15 protein-coding genes are annotated in these 19,775 nt (G+C 70.0%); 7 read left to right on the forward strand and 8 right to left on the reverse strand.

The features are described 5' to 3' along the window. Positions 1–79 precede the first annotated feature (79 nt). The 3 genes from PVK74_RS09895 to PVK74_RS09905 are packed head-to-tail and all read right to left on the reverse strand — an operon-like array spanning position 80 to position 2,255. Positions 80–565 carry a DUF3237 domain-containing protein gene (locus PVK74_RS09895; protein WP_051610848.1) on the reverse strand — a complete coding sequence of 162 codons (486 nt, stop codon included), beginning with the start codon at positions 563–565 and terminating at the stop codon, positions 80–82. Further along, positions 562–1,029, reverse strand: a complete 468-nt coding sequence (locus PVK74_RS09900) for a MarR family winged helix-turn-helix transcriptional regulator (RefSeq protein WP_209962451.1) — start codon at positions 1,027–1,029, stop codon at positions 562–564. The genes PVK74_RS09895 and PVK74_RS09900 overlap by 4 nt, the downstream gene beginning before the upstream one ends. After that, positions 1,026–2,255, reverse strand: a complete 1,230-nt coding sequence (locus PVK74_RS09905; protein WP_274479262.1) for a flavin-dependent oxidoreductase — start codon at positions 2,253–2,255, stop codon at positions 1,026–1,028. The genes PVK74_RS09900 and PVK74_RS09905 overlap by 4 nt, the downstream gene beginning before the upstream one ends. Before the next feature lie 237 nt (positions 2,256–2,492). On the opposite strand from PVK74_RS09905, the gene PVK74_RS09910 reads away from it, so the two are divergent. The 6 genes from PVK74_RS09910 to PVK74_RS09935 are packed head-to-tail and all read left to right on the forward strand — an operon-like array spanning position 2,493 to position 10,985. Continuing rightward, a complete protein-coding gene (locus PVK74_RS09910) occupies positions 2,493–3,470 on the forward strand; it encodes an ABC transporter substrate-binding protein (RefSeq protein ID WP_113973117.1) in 978 nt (325 codons plus the stop codon). A 7-nt stretch (positions 3,471–3,477) separates the two neighbouring features. Continuing rightward, a complete protein-coding gene (locus tag PVK74_RS09915; RefSeq protein WP_043322952.1) occupies positions 3,478–4,248 on the forward strand; it encodes an ABC transporter permease in 771 nt (256 codons plus the stop codon). Beyond that, complete coding sequence (locus PVK74_RS09920; RefSeq protein ID WP_064445478.1) at positions 4,245–5,060, forward strand: ABC transporter permease; 816 nt, start codon at positions 4,245–4,247, stop codon at positions 5,058–5,060. The genes PVK74_RS09915 and PVK74_RS09920 overlap by 4 nt, the downstream gene beginning before the upstream one ends. Continuing rightward, a complete protein-coding gene (locus PVK74_RS09925; protein WP_043322950.1) occupies positions 5,053–5,871 on the forward strand; it encodes an ABC transporter ATP-binding protein in 819 nt (272 codons plus the stop codon). The genes PVK74_RS09920 and PVK74_RS09925 overlap by 8 nt, the downstream gene beginning before the upstream one ends. Before the next feature lie 56 nt (positions 5,872–5,927). Further along, positions 5,928–8,522: a bifunctional acetaldehyde-CoA/alcohol dehydrogenase gene (gene adhE, locus PVK74_RS09930; protein ID WP_274478903.1), complete on the forward strand. Its 2,595-nt coding sequence runs from the start codon at positions 5,928–5,930 to the stop codon at positions 8,520–8,522. Between the two features lie 33 nt (positions 8,523–8,555). Continuing rightward, complete coding sequence (locus PVK74_RS09935) at positions 8,556–10,985, forward strand: phosphoketolase family protein (protein WP_069088320.1); 2,430 nt, start codon at positions 8,556–8,558, stop codon at positions 10,983–10,985. 65 nt (positions 10,986–11,050) lie between these two features. Here the strand turns inward: PVK74_RS09935 and PVK74_RS09940 are convergent, their stop codons facing one another. Next, entirely contained in the window at positions 11,051–13,015 is a 1,965-nt protein-coding gene (locus tag PVK74_RS09940) for a right-handed parallel beta-helix repeat-containing protein (RefSeq protein WP_069088319.1), read from the reverse strand. 27 nt (positions 13,016–13,042) lie between these two features. After that, positions 13,043–14,707 carry a CocE/NonD family hydrolase gene (locus tag PVK74_RS09945; protein WP_274478904.1) on the reverse strand — a complete coding sequence of 555 codons (1,665 nt, stop codon included), beginning with the start codon at positions 14,705–14,707 and terminating at the stop codon, positions 13,043–13,045. Between the two features lie 80 nt (positions 14,708–14,787). On the opposite strand from PVK74_RS09945, the gene PVK74_RS09950 reads away from it, so the two are divergent. Further along, on the forward strand, positions 14,788–16,317 hold the full coding sequence (locus tag PVK74_RS09950) for a glycoside hydrolase family 43 protein (RefSeq protein ID WP_274478905.1): 1,530 nt from the start codon (positions 14,788–14,790) through the stop codon (positions 16,315–16,317). Positions 16,318–16,334: 17 nt separating this feature from the next. Here PVK74_RS09950 and PVK74_RS09955 read toward each other — a convergent pair whose 3' ends face one another. From PVK74_RS09955 to PVK74_RS09965, 3 genes are all read right to left on the reverse strand, one after another. Further along, complete coding sequence (locus tag PVK74_RS09955) at positions 16,335–17,204, reverse strand: carbohydrate ABC transporter permease (protein WP_043322941.1); 870 nt, start codon at positions 17,202–17,204, stop codon at positions 16,335–16,337. Then, positions 17,201–18,154, reverse strand: a complete 954-nt coding sequence (locus PVK74_RS09960) for a carbohydrate ABC transporter permease (protein ID WP_051611455.1) — start codon at positions 18,152–18,154, stop codon at positions 17,201–17,203. Before PVK74_RS09960 ends, PVK74_RS09955 begins: the two co-directional genes overlap by 4 nt. A gap of 71 nt (positions 18,155–18,225) precedes the next feature. Then, the gene (locus PVK74_RS09965; RefSeq protein ID WP_043322939.1) at positions 18,226–19,482 is read right to left on the reverse strand and encodes an ABC transporter substrate-binding protein; all 1,257 of its coding nucleotides are present in this window, start codon (positions 19,480–19,482) and stop codon (positions 18,226–18,228) included. Positions 19,483–19,775 lie beyond the last annotated feature (293 nt).

The following is a 19,775-nucleotide window of genomic DNA, read 5'->3' on the forward strand; positions in this document are numbered from 1 at the left end:
GCGCTCCTGCTCGGGTACGCGCTGATCGTGCCGTGGATCTACGCGGGAGCGCAGGCCTGAGGCCCGGAACGCAAACCACCTAGGTGACGCGGTAGGCGGTGTAGCGCACCCGGTCGGCCTCGCGGATCGCCGACGCCACGAAGATCGACTGCTCCAGCGCGGCCAGCGCGGGCACCGACGTCTCCAGTCGTACGCCCAGGCGGAAGTAGTACTCGGCGGGGTCGACCGCGTCGCCGCGCAACAACGCCGCGAGGATCTCCGGACGGCCGCTGCGGACACCGAACGTGCGAAGGTAGACGTGGCCGCCGTCGGCGGTGCGCGCCGAGTAGCGCGTGTCGATCTCGATGGCGCCGTCGGGGCGGACCAGCTGCCAGTCGGCGCCGCCGGGCAGGATGTCGGCGTCGAAGAGGCCGGTGACCCGGCCGCCGACGACAGGCACCACGCGCCGGTGGCCCGCGCGGGTCACCCCGTGGTCCTCCAGCGCGCCGAGCCGCACCTCCACGTCGAACGCGGCCTCCAGTCCGGGCACCGCCGGGGCGCTGACCGCGGGTCGGCGCGTACTCATGGGGTGTCCTTGGTGTCCGCGAGCGCGTCGCGCAGGCGTTCCAGCGCGGGCACCGCGGCGGCGAGGGCCGCGCGGTCCGCCGCGGGCAGCGTGGCCGCGGCGCGGGCGACCAGGTCTCCGCTCGCGAGGTCGAAGCGGTCGAACAGGTCGAGGGCTTTCGGGGTGGCGAGCACGTCGACGTGGCGGTGGTTGCCGGGACGGGGACGGCGCTCGACGAGACCGTTGCCCTCCATCGTGGTGAGCAGGTTGCTGACCGTGGAGCGGCTCAAGCGGAGTCGTTCGGCCAGCTCACCGGGGCCGGACACGGTGCCCCGGGGCAACGCCCGCACGATCTCGATCTGCGCGTCCGGGATCTCCGGCAGGTGCTCGGCGGCCCGGGCGGCGGCGAGCAGCGTGCGGCGCAGCGGTGAGATCACCGAGGCCAGGCGTGCCGCGTCCAGTTCGGCCGATTCGGGGCCGGTCACGGCAGGACACCGGAGAAGACCGTCGGCGTCAGGGAGGCGCGTTCGTTGAGATCGGCGGGCAGGAAGCCGGCCGCCTTCTTGTAGCCGGTGGCGATCTCGGTCAGCTCGTCCGGCGGGATGACGTCGTGGATGTGCGCGAACCCGTCCGGCGCGCGCTCGCGGGCGAGCACCATCACCTGCTCCGGGCCCTGCCGCCGGTTGCTCAGCACGAGCGCGGTGGTCGCCGGCCGCCGGTCCGCCTCGTAGGCGTCCAGCGCCGCCGGGACCGTCGTCGCGGTGGCGAGGTGGAAGGCGAGGGTACGCGCGTCCAGGATCGCCTGCGACGCCCCGTTGGAGCCGTTCGGGTACATCGGGTGTGCCGCGTCTCCGAGCAGTGTCGTGTTCCCGTGGGTCCACGTGTCGATGGGGTCGCGGTCCACCATGGGGTATTCGAGGATCTCGTCGGCGGCGGCCAGCAGTTCCGGCACGTCGAGCCACGGGAAACGCCAGTCCGCGAAGAGCGCGACGACGGGCGCGGGGTCGACGGTCCGGTTCCAGTCCGCGTTGGGCCCGGCGAAGCCGGGGCCGCGCCGCTCGGCCACGACGTTGATCACGCCGGGACCGATCGGGTACGCGACGAACTTCTGCTCCGCGTCCCCCGCCATGATCATGGTTCGCCCGTCCAGGAATCCGGGTGCCCGGGCCGTCCCCCGCCACAGTGTCAGCCCGTTCCAGATCGGCGGCCCTTCGTCGGGCTGATGTTGCCGGCGCAGCGCGGAGTGGATGCCGTCCGCGCCGACGATCAGGTCGGCCGCGACGCTCACCTCTCCCGCTGCCGCGGCGAAGCGTGCGACGCCGTCGTGGACGCCGACGAGCCGGTGCCCGGTGCGCACCACGTCGGCGCCCAGCCGTTCCCGCACCACGGCGAGCAGTTCCATCTGGAACCGGCCGCGGTGCACGGAAAGCTGCGGCCAGCGATATCCGGCGTCCAGTCCGCGCGGCTCGCTCCAGATCTGCTGACCGTGCCGGTTGTAGTAAGCCAGTGTGCCGGGTGCGGCGCCCAGCCTTTCCACGCGTTCTCCGAGAGCCAATTCGGTCAGCTCTCGGACGGCGTGCGGAAGCAGATTGATCCCGACGCCGAGTGGGCGCAGCGCGTCGGCGCGCTCATAGACGGCGATGTCACGGAAGCCGGCCCGGTGCAGGCTGAGCGCGGTGGTGAGGCCACCGATACCAGCGCCCACGATCACGATCGCCAAGTCGTCGCCCCCTCCGCCACCGCACAGTTTGGTCACAAAATCGTCGTTCGTCAAGACGCATTGTCATCGAGGTCTGACCACTTCGGGCGCAATGCGAGTGGCCTTATCAGAATTCTTGACAATCAATCAACTCTGCACGACGCTGATCGACGCGGTCGGATGGTTCATCTCTGTTCGCCGGCCCCACTCCTCCGGATGCACCAGCGCTTCGCACGGAAGGGCTCGTCCATGAAGAAGGTCACCGCCCTGGCTGTTCTCGCCAGCGTCGCGATCGCCCTGACCGGCTGCACCGACTCCGACGCCACCGATCCGTCCCCCGGGTCGAGCGGCGAGCTGCGCAAGGTCCGCGTGGCGGCGCTGCCCATCAGCGAGACCGCCGCGCTGTGGGGCGGCATCAAGGCGGGCATCTTCCGGGAGCAGGGGCTCGACGTGGAAGTGGTGCCCGCACAGGGCGGGGCCCAGGCCATCCCGGCCCTGATCAACGGCGACATCGACTTCGCCATCGGTCAGCCGTTCGGCCCGTTCCGGGCCGACCTGCAGAACCTCGGCGTGGTGATCATCGGCAACTACGCGTCGTCCTACGCCGACGGTGACGACATCAACGCCGTGCTGGCGTCGGCGAAATCCGGCATCACCCGGCCGTCCCAGCTCGCCGGGCGCAAGGTGTCGGTGAACAGCCTGGGCGCCGCCGGCGACGTCACGATCATGGCGGCGGTCGAGAAGGACGGCGGCGACCCCACCAAGGTCAAGTTCGTCGAGGTGGCCTTCCCGGACGCGCCCGCCCAGCTCGCCGCCGGCAACATCGACGCAGCCTGGGTGACCGAGCCGTTCATCACCCAGATGCGCAAGCGCGGCGACGTCCTCGTGGTCGCTCCGTACCAGGCCACCGTCCCCGGACTCACCACCCTGACGACGATCACGTCGAGCAAGCTGAAGGACTCCGACGCCACGCTCGTCGCGGACTTCTCGGCGGCGATGAAGAAGACGCTCGCCTGGGCCAAGGATCCGGCCAACGAGAAGGATCTGCGCCAGGCCATCAAGGACAACCTCGAACTGCCGGAGGCGGTGGCGGACTCCGTGCGGCTCCCGTCGTTCGGGTGGGAGCTCGACCGGGCCGGCCTGGAGCAACTGGCGACGCTCGCCCAGAAGTACCGCGTGCTCGACCGGCGCCCCGACTTCGACCGCCTCATCCAGCAGCAGCAGTAGCCGGCCGATGCGCAAGATCCTGCTGGGCGCCGTCGGCCTGCTGGGGTTCCTCGTCGTCTGGCAACTGATCCCGGCGCTGGGGCTGGTCGACCCGGACTACCTGCCGTACCCCACCGACGTGTTCGGACGGCTGGCCCAGGAGGTCCGCGACCTGGCGTTCTGGCGTCGGGTCCGGCTCACCATGACGTCGTGGGCGATCGGTCTGACGGTGGCGACGCTCGCGGCGGTCGCGCTGGGCACCGTGGTCGGGATGGTGCCGTTCCTGCGTCGCGCGACCCACACGACAGTCGAGTTCCTGCGACCGGTGCCGTCGGTCGCGCTGATCCCGCTGGCCGTGCTGATGTTCGGCCTGCAGATGCGCGCCGCTCTCGTCATCATCGTCTACGCGGCGTTCTGGCAGGTGTTCGTGCAGGTGATCTACGGCGTCGCCGACGTCGACAGCGTCGCCCGGGACACCGCGCGGAGTTTCGGCCTCACCCGCGCCGAGCGGCTGCGCTACCTCATCCTGCCGACCGCTCTGCCGTACCTGATGACCGGCCTGCGCCTCGGCGCGGCGGTCGCGCTCATCCTGGCCGTCACCGCCGAGATGGTGATCGGCAACCCCGGCCTCGGTCGGATGATCGAGCTGTCCCGCTCCGCCGGTGACGCCGTCGGCCTGTACGGCCTCGTCGTGGTCACCGGGATGCTCGGCCTGCTGGTGAACGTCGTGTTCCGCTTCGTCGAACGCCGCTCGCTGGCCTGGCACCAGTCGGTGCTCGCGGACGAGGCGGCCCGATGACCGCCGTCGGCGCGGCAAAGGCCCGCCCTCGTGACCTGGGCGTCAGGGTCGCCGAGAACCTCCTGTTCGCGGTCGGCCTTCCGGTCCTGGCCGTGGGCCTCTGGGCGGTCTGGTCCACCCGGTCGACGAGCCGGTTCCTCGTCGGCCCCGGCACGCTCCTCGACGCGTTCCGGCAGACCTGGATCGGCCCGGCGTTCGTCGAGGACGTCCTGCCGAGCGTGTACCGGCTCCTGATCGGCCTGTTCGCGTCGATCCTGCTCGGCGTCGCCGCCGGCGTCGTCATCGGCCGGCTCCGCCCGCTACGCGAGATGCTCGAGCCGCTGCTGGAGTTCTTCCGCGCGATTCCGCCGCCGGTGCTGATCCCGGTCGCGATGCTCCTGCTCGGCATCACCGACACCATGAAGGTCGTCGTCATCACCTCCGGCGCGATCTGGCCGATCCTGCTGAACACGATCGAAGGCGTCCGGTCGACCGACAGCGTGATGCTGGAGACCGCCCGCTCGTTCCGGATCTCGCGGTGGGACCGGCTGTGGCTGCTGATCCTCCCGGCGGCGAGTCCGCGCATCATGACCGGCGTACGGCAGGCGCTCTCGGTGGCCCTGATCCTCATGGTCATCTCGGAGATGTTCGCGTCGTCGGCCGGTCTCGGCTACCGGATCGCCTACTTCCAGCGGAACTACCTCATCGCCGAGATGTGGAGCGGCATCCTCCTGCTCGGCCTCATCGGCGTCTTCCTCGCCGTGGCCTTCGGTGTCGTCGAACGCCGCGTCCTGCGCTGGTACCACGGAATGAAGGAGATCACCCGTGCCTGACGGGACCCCCCTGTTGCGGGTCGAGCACCTGCGGAAGGTCTACGCCTCCGGCCGGGGCGAGGTCGAGGCGATCGGGGATCTCAGCTTCACCATGGATCCCGGTGAGCTGCTGTGCGTCGTCGGTCCCTCCGGCTGCGGCAAGACCACGCTCCTGAAATGCCTCGCCGGACTGCTGCGGCCCACCAGCGGCCTGGTCGAGATGGAGGGCTCGCCGGTGACCGGGCCGAGCCCGGCGATGGCCGTGGTCTTCCAGGAGTACGGCCGCAGCCTCTACCCGTGGCTGACCGTCCGCGGCAACGTGGAGCTTCCGCTCCGCCACAAGAAGCTCTCCCGCGCCGAACGCGCCCGGCTGGTCGCCGACGCCCTCGACGCGGTCGGGCTGCCGCAGTCGGCGCGCAGCCACCCGTGGCAGCTCTCCGGCGGAATGCAGCAACGGGTGGCGATCGCCCGCGCCATCGCGTACCAGCCGGACGTGCTGATCATGGACGAGCCGTTCGCCGCGGTGGACGCGCAGACCCGCGCGGACCTGGAGGACCTCGTCCGCGAACTGCACCTGACCCGGGGGATCTCCACCGTCTTCGTGACGCACGACATCGACGAGTCCGTCTACCTGGGCCAGCGCGTGCTCGTCCTGTCGAACTCACCGACCCGGGTGCAGGAGGACCTGGTGATCGACCTCCCGGCGGAACGCGATCAGCTCACCACCCGGGCCCTGCCCCGGTTCACCGAACTGCGGACCCACGTCTACGAACAGATCCAGCGGGCCAAGCGCGGGCCGGTGGTCCCGTCCTCGCGGGCCCACCGGCCATAGTCGCATCGATCACCGCGGATCTATGTTCGGGGTGACGACCGATGGAGGGCGGAAGCATGATCGGAACCCTGGTGGAGAACGGTCTCACGGCGTTGGCCGCCTACGACTCCTACGGCCAGGAACAGATCGACGGGATCGTGAAGAAGGCGTCGGTGGCGGCGCTCGGCCGGCACGCCGAACTCGCGATGCTGGCGGTCGAGGAGACCGGTCGCGGCGTGTTCGAGGACAAGGCGGTGAAGAACATCTTCGCCTGCGAACACGTCACCAACCACATGGCCGACGTCCGCACGGTCGGGGTGATCGCTCAGGACGACATCACGGGCATCACCCAGATCGCCGAGCCGGTCGGCGTGGTGGCCGCGGTGACGCCCGTGACGAACCCGACCTCGACCACCATCTTCAAGGCGCTGCTGGCCCTCAAGACCCGCAACCCGGTCATCTTCGCCTTCCACCCGGCGGCGCAACGGTGCAGCCAGGAAGCGGCCCGCACGGTCCGCGACGCCGCCGTCGCCGCCGGCGCGCCGGAGCACTGCATCCAGTGGATCGACGAGCCGTCGGTGGCCGCGACGAACGAGCTGATGCGCCATCCCGACGTCTCGGTGGTCCTGGCGACAGGCGGCAACGCCATGGTCCGGGCCGCCTACTCCACCGGCAAACCGGCGCTGGGCGTCGGCGCCGGGAACGTCCCCGCGTACCTGGAGGCGTCGGCCGACGTGGCCCGCGCGGTGAACGACGTGGTGCTGTCCAAGGCGTTCGACAACGGCATGATCTGCGCCTCCGAGCAGGCCGTCATCATCGACGACGCGATCCGGCCGGCCGCCCTCGCCGAGTTCCGGCGACTGCACGCCCACATCGCGACGCCGGAGGAGAAGTCGCTGCTGGAGAAGCTGCTCTTCGGCTCCGGGAAGCTCAACCCGGACGTGGTCGGGCAGTCGGTGACCTGGATCGCCGAACACGCCGGATTCCCGGTCGACCCGGACACCTCGGTCATCCTGGTTCCGGTCGACCGGGTCGGCCCGGCCGAGCCGCTGACCCGGGAGAAGCTCTGCCCGGTGCTCGCCCTGCTGCCCGCCACCGACCACGACCAGGGATTCGAGTACGCCGAGCAGATGGTCGAGTTCGACGGCCTGGGGCACAGCGCCGTCATCCACACGCGCGACGCCGACCTGGCCGAGGCGTACGGCCGCCGGGTCAAGGCCGTCCGGATCATCTGGAACGCGCCGGCCTCGCAGGGCGGCATCGGCGACATGTACAACGCCTTCCTGCCGTCGCTGACGCTGGGCTGCGGAAGCTACGGCCACAACTCGGTGTCGCACAACGTCACAGCGGTCGACCTCATCAACATCAAGCGGGTGGCCCGGCGGACGAACAACCTGCAGTGGTTCAAGGTGCCGCCGAAGATCTACTTCGAGCCGAACGCGATCCGCTACCTCGCCGACATGCCCGGCGTCCGCCGGGTCACCGTGGTGACCGACCACACCATGACCAGACTGGGGTACGTGGACCGCGTGCTGTCCGTGCTGCACCGCCGCCGCGAGCAGGTCGCCCTGCAGATCATCGACGACGTCGAGCCGGAGCCCAGCGTACAAACGGTCGACCGGGGCGCCGAGTTGATGCGCTCGTTCCGCCCGGACACCATCGTCGCGCTCGGCGGCGGTTCGGCGATGGACGCCGCCAAGGTGATGTGGCTGCGCTACGAGCACCCCGAGGTGGTCTTCGCCGATCTGCGGGAGAAGTTCTTCGACATCCGCAAACGCGCCTTCAAGTTCCCCACCCTCGGCGCGCTGGCCCAGCTCGTCTGCGTTCCGACCACCTCCGGCACCGGAGCCGAGGTCACCCCGTTCGCGGTCATCACCGACACCGATTCCGGCAAGAAGTACCCGCTCGCCGACTACGCGCTCACCCCGAGCGTGGCGATCGTCGACCCGGTCCTGGCCGCCGACCTGCCGGCGGTGGTCACCGCGGACAGCGGCTTCGACGCGCTCACCCACGCCATCGAGTCGTACGTGTCGGTCTACGCCAACGACTTCACCGACGGTCTGGCCCTGCACGCCGTCCGGCTCATCTTCGGCAACCTCGCCCGGGCCGTGCACCAGGGCGCCGCGGACCCGGTGGCCCGCGAGAAGATGCACAACGCCGGCACGATCGCCGGCATGGCGTTCGGCAGCGCCTTCCTCGGCATCGTGCACGCCATGTCGCACACCCTGGGTGCCACGTTCCACGTCGCACACGGGCGCACCAACGCGATCCTGCTCCCGCACGTCATCAGGTACAACGGGACCGTGCCGAGCAAGCTCACCGGCTGGCCCAGGTACGAGACGTACCGGGCGCCGCAGCGCTTCGCCGACATCGCCCGTACCCTCGGGCTGCCCGCGGCCACCGACGCCGAAGCGGTCGAAGCCCTGGCCACGGCGATCGAGCGCCTGCGCGACGAGGTCGGCATCGAGCCGTCGTTCGCGGCCGTCGGGGTGGACGAGCGGGCCTTCCTCGCCGCGCTGCCGCAGCAGGCGCTGAACGCGTACGAGGACCAGTGCGCGCCGGCCAATCCGCGGATGCCGATGCTCGGCGACATGCAGGAACTGATGCGCGCCGCGTACTACGGATCGAGAGGGCCGAAGGTCCCGCGGCTTGCGGTCTGCGGCCCCCGGTGAACGAGCCCGGCTGGGCCTAACCTGGGTCCGGACATGACGAGATCAGTGAAAGGAAGCACGGTGACCGCGGTCGAATCCGAAATCCGTACGCTCGCCGAACTCGACGACACCGAACTCGCCCGTCTGGACGCGTGGTGGCGGGCGAACAACTACCTGACCATCGGGCAGATCTACCTGCAGGGCAACCCGCTGCTGCGCGAGCCGCTGTCGACCGAGCACATCAAGCCGCGCTTGCTCGGCCACTGGGGAACCAGCCCCGGCCTGTCGCTGATCTACGCGCATGTCTCCCGGCTGATCCGGCACACCGGTCAGCAGGCGATCTACCTGGCCGGCCCGGGCCACGGCGGGCCGGCGCTGGTGGCCGCCGGCTATCTGGAGGGCACCTACAGCGAGATCTACCCGGACGTCAGCCAGGACGAGGCCGGGATGCTGCGCCTGTTCCGGCAGTTCTCCAGCCCGGGCGGCATCCCGTCGCACGTGTCGGTGACCACCCCGGGCTCCATCCACGAGGGTGGCGAGCTGGGCTACGTCCTGGTCCACGCGTTCGGCGCGGTGATGGACAACCCGGACCTGCTGGCCATCGCGGTGGTGGGCGACGGCGAGGCCGAGACCGGGCCGCTCGAGGGCTCCTGGAAGGGCGTGTCCTTCCTCAACCCCGAACGCGACGGCGCGGTCCTGCCGATCCTGCACCTCAACGACGCCAAGATCTCCGGTCCCACCGTACTCGGGCGCAAGGACCCCGAGGAGGTACGCCACCTGCTGCGGGGCCACGGCTACGACGTCATCGAGGTCGAGGGCTCCGACCTGCCCGGCATGCACCACCGCTTCGCCGCCGCGCTCGCCGCCGCGTGGACGAGGATCCGCGACATCCAGACCGCCGCCCGTGACGGTTCCTGGGACGGCACCCGCCCGACCTGGCCGCTGATCGTCCTGCGGTCGCCGAAGGGCTGGACCGGCCCGGACACCGTCGACGGGACGCCGGTCACCGGCACGTGGCGCTCGCACCAGGTGCCGCTGTCCGGCGTCAAGGACAACCCGGAGCACCTCGCGCTGCTCGAGCGCTGGCTCAGGTCGTACCGTCCGGAGGAGCTGTTCGATTCCACCGGCGCGCCGGTGGCGCTGATCCGGGACCAGGCCCCCGACGGCGACCTGCGGATGAGCGCCAGCCCGCACGCCAACGGCGGACTGCTGACCCGGGACCTGGACCTGCCGGACTTCCGGTCGTACGCGATCGAGGTGCCCCGGCCGGCGCAGCAGCGGGCCGAGTCGACGCGCAAGCTGGGCGAGATGATCCGCGACATCTACACGCGCAACGCCGACCGGTTCCGGTTGTTCTGTCCGGACGAGACCAACAGCAACCGCCTCGGCAGCGTCTTCGACGTCTCCGACCGTGCCTTCATGGAGCGGGTGACACCGGAGGACGTGGCGATCGGCCGCGACGGCCGGGTGATGGAGGTGCTGAGCGAGCACAACTGTCACGGCTGGCTGGAGGGCTACAACCTGACCGGCCGGCACGGCATGTTCGCCACCTACGAGGCGTTCGCGATGGTCAGCGCCTCGCAGACCGTGCAGCACGGCAAGTGGTTGCAGGAGGCCAAGCACCTGCCCTGGCGGGCGAAGGTGCCGAGCCTCAACGTGCTGCTCACCTCGACGGCGTGGCGCAACGACCACAACGGCTTCTCCCACCAGGGGCCGGGCCTGATCCAGGTGGTGCTCACCCAGCGGGGCGACGTCGCCCGGGTCTACCTGCCGCCGGACGCCAACACCCTGCTGTCGGTGGCCGACCACTGCTTCCGGTCGCGGTCGTACATCAACCTGATCGTCATCGACAAGCAGCCGCAGCTGCAGTACCTGTCCATGGACGAGGCGATCGAACACTGCGCCCGCGGCGCGGGGATCTGGGAGTGGGCCGGCACCGACGACGGCACCAGCGATCCCGACATCGTCCTGGCCTGCGCCGGCGACGTCGTCACCATGGAGACGGTCGCGGCGGCACAGATCCTGCGCGAGCGGCTGCCCGGGCTCAAGGTCCGCGTGGTCAACGTGGTCAACCTGATGACCCTGGTCCGGCCCAAGGACCACCCGCACGGCATGAGCGAGACCCTGTTCACCGAGCTGTTCACCGACGACGTCGACGTGATCTTCTCCTTCCACGGCTACCCCGGCGCGATCCACCAGCTCGTCCACGGCCGCCCGGACGCGGACCGGTTCCGCGTGCGTGGCTTCATCGAGCAGGGCACGACCACCACCCCGTTCGACATGACGGTGCGCAACAAGGCGTCGCGGTACCACCTCGTGATGGACGCCATCAACAACGCCAAGCGCCTCCCACGCGGCGCCGCCGACCTCAAGGCGTGGTGCCGCAGCCAGCTCGACCGCCACGAGACGTACGTGGTGGAGCACCTGGAGGACATGCCCGAGGTGCGCGACTGGGCCCTCGGCGACTGGGCCGCGCGCGGCTGAGGCAGACGGAGACGGTGACGCCGCCCGGCGTCACCGTCTCCGTTCGCGTACGGGCGGGTCCGCCGTCAGAGGACGCGCGTGCGGCGCGACCCGGACGCGAGGCCCGCGATCGGGCCGACGGCGCCGTTGCGTCCCGGTTGCCGGGGTTCCCCGACCAGGTCGACGCCCATGACGGCCGGGCTGCCGTCCGGCTCCTCGAAATCCGCGTCGGCGCACCGGACCCGTTCCAGATCCCGGCCGGTGACCACACCGACACGGGCCTCGTCGAACGTCTCGGGCAGATCGGTGACGAGCCAGACCGCGTCGCCCTCGGCGACGACCGTCACCGTCGCGGCGCCCAGCACCCACGGCTCACGCTCGCCCGCGAACGGCCGGGCGCCCGCGGCGTAGGCGTTCGCCCGGGCGTACACCGGCTGTTTCACGTCGAGGTACTTCTTCTGGTCGCTGGGCGGCTGCTCGTCCAGGCGGGCCAGGTACTCCGCGAACGACGCGGGATGGCCGTCGTATCCGGCGGTGCCGCCCAGCGGCGTCCCCCGACCCTCCGCACCCGTCGCGTAGGCCGCGCCCGGATCGCCGCCCAGGAAGAGGTTGCCCACGTACCTGTCGTCCCCACCGTAGATCACCGCGTACCCGGCGACCTGCGTGCTGTGCGGCAGGTGGTACGGGGTGGCGCGGTCCAGCACCGGCTCCAGCCGTACCGTGCCGCAGATCAGGTTGTTGACGAAGGCACCGCCCTGGCTGAACAGCTCCAACGCGGCGGGTGAGCCGAAGATGTTGTGTTCGACCAGGTAGGGGCCGTGGCTGACCTCGACGAAGAGGTCCCGGCAGTTGTCGTGGTAGACGTTGCGGGAGACCCGGGTGCCCTGCGCCTGCCAGTCCAGCCAGGTGCCGAGCGAGCAGTCGTGAATCCGGTTGTGCCGGATCACCACGTCGATGGCGGCGTGCAGCTTGATGCCGGCGATCTCGTACCCGTAGAACTCGCGTTTCAGGCCGATGCGGTGGATGTGGTTGTCCTCGATGGTGGAGAACGCACACCCGAGGTGACCCACTATCGCGTTCTGGCCGCAGTCGTAGATCGTGTTGCGGCGGATCACGTGCGAGCCGATGTGCTCCCGGTCCCACCCGATCCGACGGGCCGCGAAGACCGACTCCAGCTGGTACTGGTAGCCCGGCTTGTCGCCGCGCAGAGCGGAGAAGTTCTGCCCGGTGGAGCCCTCCTTCCCGATCGAGATCGCCGAGCACTTGGCGTCGTGGATCACGTTGTCCTCGATGACCCAGCCCTTCGCCCAGCCGGGTCCGATCAGGCCCGGCTGGTCGGCGGTCGGTGGCGCCCACGGGCTGGCCGCGTGCGCCAACTCGAAGCCACGGACGGTGATGTAGTCCAGGTGCGGCTGTTCCGGGTAGAAGACGCTGCGGCGTACGTTGATCTCGACGAGTTCCGTGTTCGGGTCGGCGCCCTGGAAGTTGGCCCAGATCGTCGTCTGTTCACCGACCTCGGCGTACCAGACGAGCCGGGTCTGGTCGGGATCGCCGACCGGACGGGTCACCCCGGTCCAGTCGTCGACGACCTCGGTACGCCGGGGCGGGTCCTCGACCTCCGCGCGGCTCCCCACCTCGAAGAAGCTCAGGCCGTTCAGGTAGACCTCACCGAGGTGCTTGGGTGGCGTGCCGGTGCGGTGGACGATCCAGTCACCTGTCACCTCCTCGGCGAACGGATTGAACGAGCCGAACAGCGCGTTGTCGACTCGTGCCCGCCACACCGTCCCGCCGAGCGGCTCCCAGCCGGTGACGCGCTCCGATCCCTTGATCACCACGTGCTCGCCGGGCGCGGCCTCGTAGGTGATGCGGCGGGAGTCGCTGAGACCGCCGTGGCGTGGCTTCACCCACTCGCGGTACTCCCCCGCGTGCACCACCACCGTGTCACCGGGCTGGGCGACGCCGGCCGCCCGGTTGATCGTCCGGAACGGCCGCTCGGCGCAGCCGTCGGCGCGATCGGAACCGCTTGTCGCCACATGGAATACGGATGCCATCCGGGGGTCCCTTCTGGAGATGTCTGTTCAGGTCCATACCGGCAGGTCGATCCGGGACGGGTGGTCGCCGCCGTGGGAGATCTCCTGCTCCGCCCGTACCGTTTTGGCCGCGGTGGCGGCCGGCTCGCCGGTGCCGGGATTGCGGGCGTAGCGCGGATGCGCTCCGGAACTGACCTGCACGGCGACGCGGTGGCCGGCGGCGAAGCGGTGGAACGCCGGCCACAGCGGCACCTCCAGCTCGACGAACCCGTCCTCGTCCGGTTGCGGGTCGGTAGCCGCGGTACCGACGCCGCCGACGCGGCGGATCCCGTCGCACACGCTCATCGAGCGGCCGTCGGGGTGCACGTCGCAGATCCGCACGAACACGTCCGCGCTGGCCGCCGTCGAACGGAACCGGACATGAGCGGTCGGCTCCCCGGCGAGTACGAGCGCGTGCGCCAGCGGTGGACTGCGGAAGACGGCCACGTCCGCGCGGCGTTCGTGGGCGCTGTTGTCGACCGGCCCCGGGGACGGACCCATGCCGGGGCCGCCGAGCGCGGGCGTGGGCCGGTCGGGATCGTAGGTGTAGCGGGTGCTGCCCGCGCCGGGGACGGCCGGGTCGAGCAGCCCCGACGGGTGCAGGTGCCACCGCTGCGCCACGGTGCCCGGCGGTGGCCACGCGGGCAGATCGTGCCACTGCTCCGCGCCGGTGAGGAAGGCGCGCACCGGCGCCGGCCGGGTCGTGGGCGCGCCGGCGAAGTGTTCCCTGAGGAACGCGATGGACTCGGGAAGGAACGGGCTCTGCGCGCTGCTGTGGCCCCACGGGCCGATGGTCAGCCGGGGCGGGCGGCCGGCCGCGGCGAGTTGGGCGTAGTTGCGCAGCTGCCAGGGCAGGAAGATGTCGTACCAGCCGGTGGCCATGTACACGGGCGCGGTGACGTCGGGCACCGACGCGGTGTGCGACTGCCGGGTCCAGTAGTCGTCGGTGAGCTTCTCGTGGGCCAGCCAGTCCTGGTACCAGCTGATCGGGTGGCCCGCCACCGCGGTGTCGCCACCGGACAGCGGCAGCACGTCGAAGGCCGCGGCCAGCTTCCGGTCCGGCCGCCGCGCGAGCCACGCCCGGACCAGGGCGCCGCGCAGGCCCCGCAGGTCCATCCGGCGCGACCAGCCGAGCGAGCCCTCCAGCGAGAACGCGCCGTTGGTCCAGGTGATCGGGCCGAAGTCGGCCATCGTGACGTTCAGGCACAGCGCGTCCGGGGCGTTGCCGGGGTCGTCACGGCACATCCGTCCGGCCACCGCCCACTGGGTGTAGCCGAGGTAGCTCTCCCCGTACGTCGCGACGGTGCCGGTGCACCACTGCTGGCGGCGTACCCACCGGTGGGTGGCGATGCCGTCGCGCTCCTCGTCGAGCTGGGGCCGGAAACTGCCACCGGAGCCACCGGTGCCGCGGCAGCTCTGCACCAGCACCGTGAACCCCGCGCGGGCCAGCGCCGGCGCGTGGGTCAGCGAGCCGTGCCGGCCGTACGGGGAGCGGACGACGATCGTGGGCAACGGCGGTTCCACCACGCCGACCGGCTGGTAGAGGTCGGCGACCAGCTCGACGCCGTCGTCCATCGGCACGCGCAGCCCGCGCCGCACGGTGAAGGTGTACGGGAACTCCGTGGCCGCGTCGCGACGGGGGCGCCGGGACAGGAGGCGGCCGAGAACTGTCATCGCGCACTCGCGGGTTGTCCGACACGGTTCGCGACATCGACACTCGTGGAGGCGTTGTGCCCGTACGAGAAGGAGCGGAAATGGAACCGGAGCCTGCGGACGACGGCTACCGCAACCCGATCCTCCCGGGCTTCTGGCCCGATCCGAGCATCTGCCGCGCCGGTGACGACTACTACCTCGTGTGTTCGAGCTTCGAGTACGCGCCCGGTGTGCCGATCTTCCACAGTCGTGACCTGGTCAGCTGGCAGCAGATCGGCAACGTGCTGGACCGCGCCGATCAGCTCCGTTTGCCGGCCGAAACGCTCGCCTCGCGGGGCATCTACGCGCCGACGATCCGCCACCACGACGGCAGGTTCTGGGTCGTCACGACGAACGTCACGCTCGACCGGCACCTGATCGTCACGGCGACCGACCCGGCCGGCCCGTGGTCGGATCCGGTCTACCTGGATCTGCCCCACGTGGACCCGTCGCTGGCGTGGGACGACGACGGCACCTGCTGGATGACGGTGTCCGGGGTCGAGTCGTACCGGATCGACCCGCGTACCGGAGAGGTCCTGGAAGGGCCGGTGCCGATGTGGTCGGGGACGGGCGGCCAGTACCCGGAGGCGCCGCATCTGTACCGGATCGGCGACTGGTGGTACCTGCTCGTCTCGGAGGGCGGCACCCACACCGGCCACGCGGTGAGTGTCGCCCGCGCCCGCTCGCCGCGCGGGCCGTTCCAGCCGGGGCCGGCCAATCCGATCCTGACGCATCGCGGCACCGACCGGCCGGTGCAGGCGACCGGGCACGCCGACATGGTCGACGCGGCCGACGGCAGCTGGTGGATGGTTCTGCTGGGGATCCGGCCGAAGGGCCAGTGGCCGCCCTACCACGTCCTGGGACGGGAGACGTTCCTGGCGCCGGTGCGCTGGGTCGACGGGTGGCCGGTCGTCGACCCGGTCTCGATCGTCACCGGCCCGGATGGGACGAGCCGGTGGGCCGAGCGGGACGACTTCGACGACGAGCGGCTCGGTCCACAGTGGATCTCTCCCCGTAGCCGGCCCGACTCGGCGTGGTCGTTGACCGACCGGCCCGGCTGGCTGACGCTGCACGCGACCGGCGACAGCCTCGACCGCAGTGGCGCCACCGTCGTCGGCCGCCGCCAGCAGCACCACGACTGCCGGGTCAGCGCCCGCATCGATCCCGGCTCCGGCCGGTCCGGCCTGACGATCAGGATCGACGAGGCCCACCACTACGACCTGGAGCTCGCCCGGGGGCAGGCCCGGGTCGTCGGCCGGGTCGGACCGTTTCGGCAGGTGTTCGGGGAGTGCCCGGTGCCCGCGGGGGCGGTGACCGTGGCGCTGGCCATCCGGACCACCGGCGTGCTGCCCCCGACGGTCACCTCGTCCGGCGACCTGGCGCGGGCGGGCCTCGTCGGCGTCACGGCGGCCGGCAGTGACACGATCAGCTTCGAGGTCGAGACCGGCGACGGCTGGTCGTGCCTGGCGGAGCTCGACGGGCGCTACCTGTCCACCGAGGTCGCCTCCGGGTTCACCGGCCGGGTCATCGGCATGTACGTCACCGAGGGAAGCGCCGGTTTCGACTGGTTCGACTACCGGCCGGCCGGCTGACGGGACCGAGACGGACCTCACCCCTTGAATGCGCCTTCCATGATTCCCTGCACCAGACGGCGTCCGACGAACACGAACAGCACCAGCAGCGGAATGGTGGCCAGGAACGAGCCGGACATGGCCAGCCCCAGGTCGATGTCCCGGTTCTGCTGCAGCGCCTTGATGGCGATCTGGACGGTGTAGTTCTCCGGCGACTTCAGGACGATGAACGGCCACAGGAAATCGTTCCACGCGTAGACGAACGTGAACAGCCCCAGCACGTACGCCGCCGGGCGGACCAGCGGGAACGCGATCCGCCAGAAGATCTGCCAGGTGGTGGCGCCGTCGACACGCGCCGCGGCCATCAGCTCGTCGTCGATGGTGCTGCCGATGTGCTGACGCATCCAGAAGATGCCGAACGCGCTGACCAGACCGGGAACGATCACCGCCTGCAGGGTGTCGACCCACTCCAGCTGGGACATGATCAGGTACTGCGGCACCACCGCCAGCTGCGCCGGCACCGTCATGGTCAGCACGACGATGAGGAACAGCGTGTTGCGGCCGGGGAAGGACAGCTTGGCGAAGGCGAACCCGGCCAGCGCGCAGAGCACCGCCTGGCCCACGGCGATCGTGCCGGCGACGATGACGCTGTTGAGCAGGGACTGCACGAACGGCACGATGGTGAAGACCAGCTCCGCCAAGTGCAGGAAGTTGCCGCCGGGTGTGATCGTCGGCGGGAGGGTCGTCGCGGTGGCGGAGTCCGTCGTCGCCACCACGAACATCCAGTAGAGCGGGAAGACGCTGGCGAGCGCCACGAGCGTGAGCAGCGCGTACACCGCGATCGAGACGCGGTTGGCCGAGCGCCGCCGGGTCCGTACGGGCGCGGCGGTCGAGGGTGCGGGCTTCATGGGCGCTCCGAGCGGACGCGGGTGGCCAGCAGATAGTTGAGTCCGGAGAAGGCGACCACGATGACGAAGAGCGCGACGCCGACCGCCGCGCCGTAGCCGAAGTGGAACTGCCCGAAGGACTGCTCGTAGAGGTAGAGGGTGACGGTCTGGCACTGCCGTGCCGCCCCGCACGTGAGCCCGCCCACCGGGTTGGCCAGCAGCGGCTCGGTGAAGACCTGCAACCCGCCGATGGTCGACGTCACGACGGTGAACGCGATGATCGGCCGCAACGACGGGATGCTGATGTGCAGGAACTGTTTCCAGCCGTTCGCGCCGTCGGCGGCGGCGGCCTCGTACAGCTCCCGGGGTACCGACTGCAGCGCGGCGAGGTACAGCAGCGTGTTGTAGCCGGTCCAGCGCCAGGCGATCATCGTGGCGATCATGACGTGGCTGCCCCAGAGCGAGGCTGTGAAGTCGATGTGGTCGAAGCCCAGCAGCCCGAGGAACCAGTTGATCATGCCGTAGTCGCGGTCGAACATCTGCGCGAAGACGATGGTCGTGGCCGCGACCGAGGTGACGTAGGGGACGAGCACCGACATCCGGAACAACGCGGCCAGCCGCAGCCGCGCGTGGTTGAGCAGATGCGCCAGGCCGAGCGCCAGGAGCAACTGCGGCACCGTCGACATCACCCAGATGCTGAACGTGTTCCGCAACGCGCCCCAGAAGCGCGGGTCGTGCAGGAGTTCGGTGAAGTTGTCCAGCCCCACGAAACGGTGCTCACCGATGGGATCCCAGTCGAACAGGGAGATGTAGAAGGTGAACAGCAGCGGGAAGAGACCGAAGATCAGGAAGAGCACGAAGAACGGCGCGATGTACGCGTACGGCGCCAGGAACTCCCGTACGCCCTGCTGGATCCGCCGTCTGCGATGGGGCCGCCGGAGGTCCGGCGGGGCCGTGGCCGGGCTGAGCATGGTGGTCAAAGCGTCACCTCCGCGATGGGCGGCAGCCGGGCGGTGCCCGGCTGCCGCACGTCAGCCCTCGGTCATTCGCGTACGGCGTTCTTGACGTTTGTCAGCGCGGTGTCCCAGGCCTTCGCCGGGCTCACCTTGCCCTGTTCGACGCTGGTGAGCGTGTTGAGGAACTCGGTGCCGATCGGGCCGTCCTGCGGGCCGAAGTAGAACGGCTTGATCCCCAGCACCGACTGGGTGTAGATCTTGCCGATCGGCGCGTTGCTGAAGAACGGGTCGGTCTTTCCGACCAGCTGCGGATCCGTGTAGACCGACGGCGTGGTGGGCAGCGACCCCTGCATCAGGAAGTGCTCGAGCTGGCCCTTCGGCGACTGCATCTCGGAGATGTAGTTCCACGCCGCTTTCGCGTTCTTGGCGCGCTTGGGGATGGCGAGGAAGCTGCCGCCCCAGTTCCCCGAACCCCCGGGAATGGTGGCGATGTCCCACTTGCCGTTCGTCTCGGGGGCGTTCGTCTTCATCTGGCTGAGCATCCAGGACGGTGAGCACACCACCGCGTAGTCGCCCTTCTTCATGGCCGCGGTCCAGCCGGAGGAGAACGACCCCTGCTTGGCGGAGATGCCCGCCTCGAAGGCCTTCAGCGTCACGTCGAACGCCGCCTTGACCTGCTCGTTGTCGTAGTCGAGCTTGCGGTCGGCGCTGTAGTAGCGCTGGCTGCCCTGGTTGACCGCCTGGAAGAAGACGCTGGTCGGCGTGTTGTCCACGAACGGTTTCCCGGTCTTCTGGACGTACTGCTTACCGACGTTGATGAACTCGTCCCACGTCGGCCAGAGCTTGGCGACCTCGTCCCGGTCGGTGGGCAGGCCGGCTGCCTTGAACAGATCGGTACGGTAGGCGACCGCCAGCCCGCCGACGTCGGTCGGCACCCCGATGATCTTGTTGTCCTTGGTCGTCGCCTGCGACATCACCCAGTCGAGGTAGTTCCCCTTGATGTCGCCGGCGCCCAGCGTGGTGAGGTCGACGAAGTTGTCCGGCGACTGCATGAACTTCGGCAGGTCGTCGGCCTGGATGAGCACCAGGTCGGGCACCTTGCCACCGGCCAGCGCGGCGGTGAGCGCCTGCGCGGTCTCGGTGGTGCTGCCGACCTCGGTGAGCTTGATGCGCACATCGGGGTGCGCCTTGGTGTAGACGTCGACGTCGGCCTTCTGGTTGATGTTGGCAAACGACCAGAACTCGAAGGTCTTCGAGTCGGATTCGCCGTCTGATCCGCCACATCCGCCGAGGAGGAGCGCGGCGGTGGCGATGATGGCTACGGTGCTCCGGACGCGTTTCAACGGCCCTCCATGCGGTAATCGTGCGCGGCGGTGGTCGGGTGACCGTGGCGAATCAGCGCGGCGGCCCTGCCGGCGGTGGGCACCGCAGGCGAGGTCGTCGTCTCCGAAACTTATCGAGATATTTACATGCCAGGATTGTGTGCGCTGAGGCTACTAAGTGCCCCGCCATCCGTCAACGACCCCGCTGCCTGCGGTAGCACCGGGCAAGAGGCAGACGTTCCGACCGACACAGCACCGAAAATTATCGGACCGAGCAGCGCGCCACTGGGCGAACTCGATCGACCGAGGTCACT

This window comes from Micromonospora chalcea (genome assembly GCF_028768405.1).
GTDB classification, from domain to species: Bacteria; Actinomycetota; Actinomycetes; order Mycobacteriales; family Micromonosporaceae; genus Micromonospora; species Micromonospora chalcea.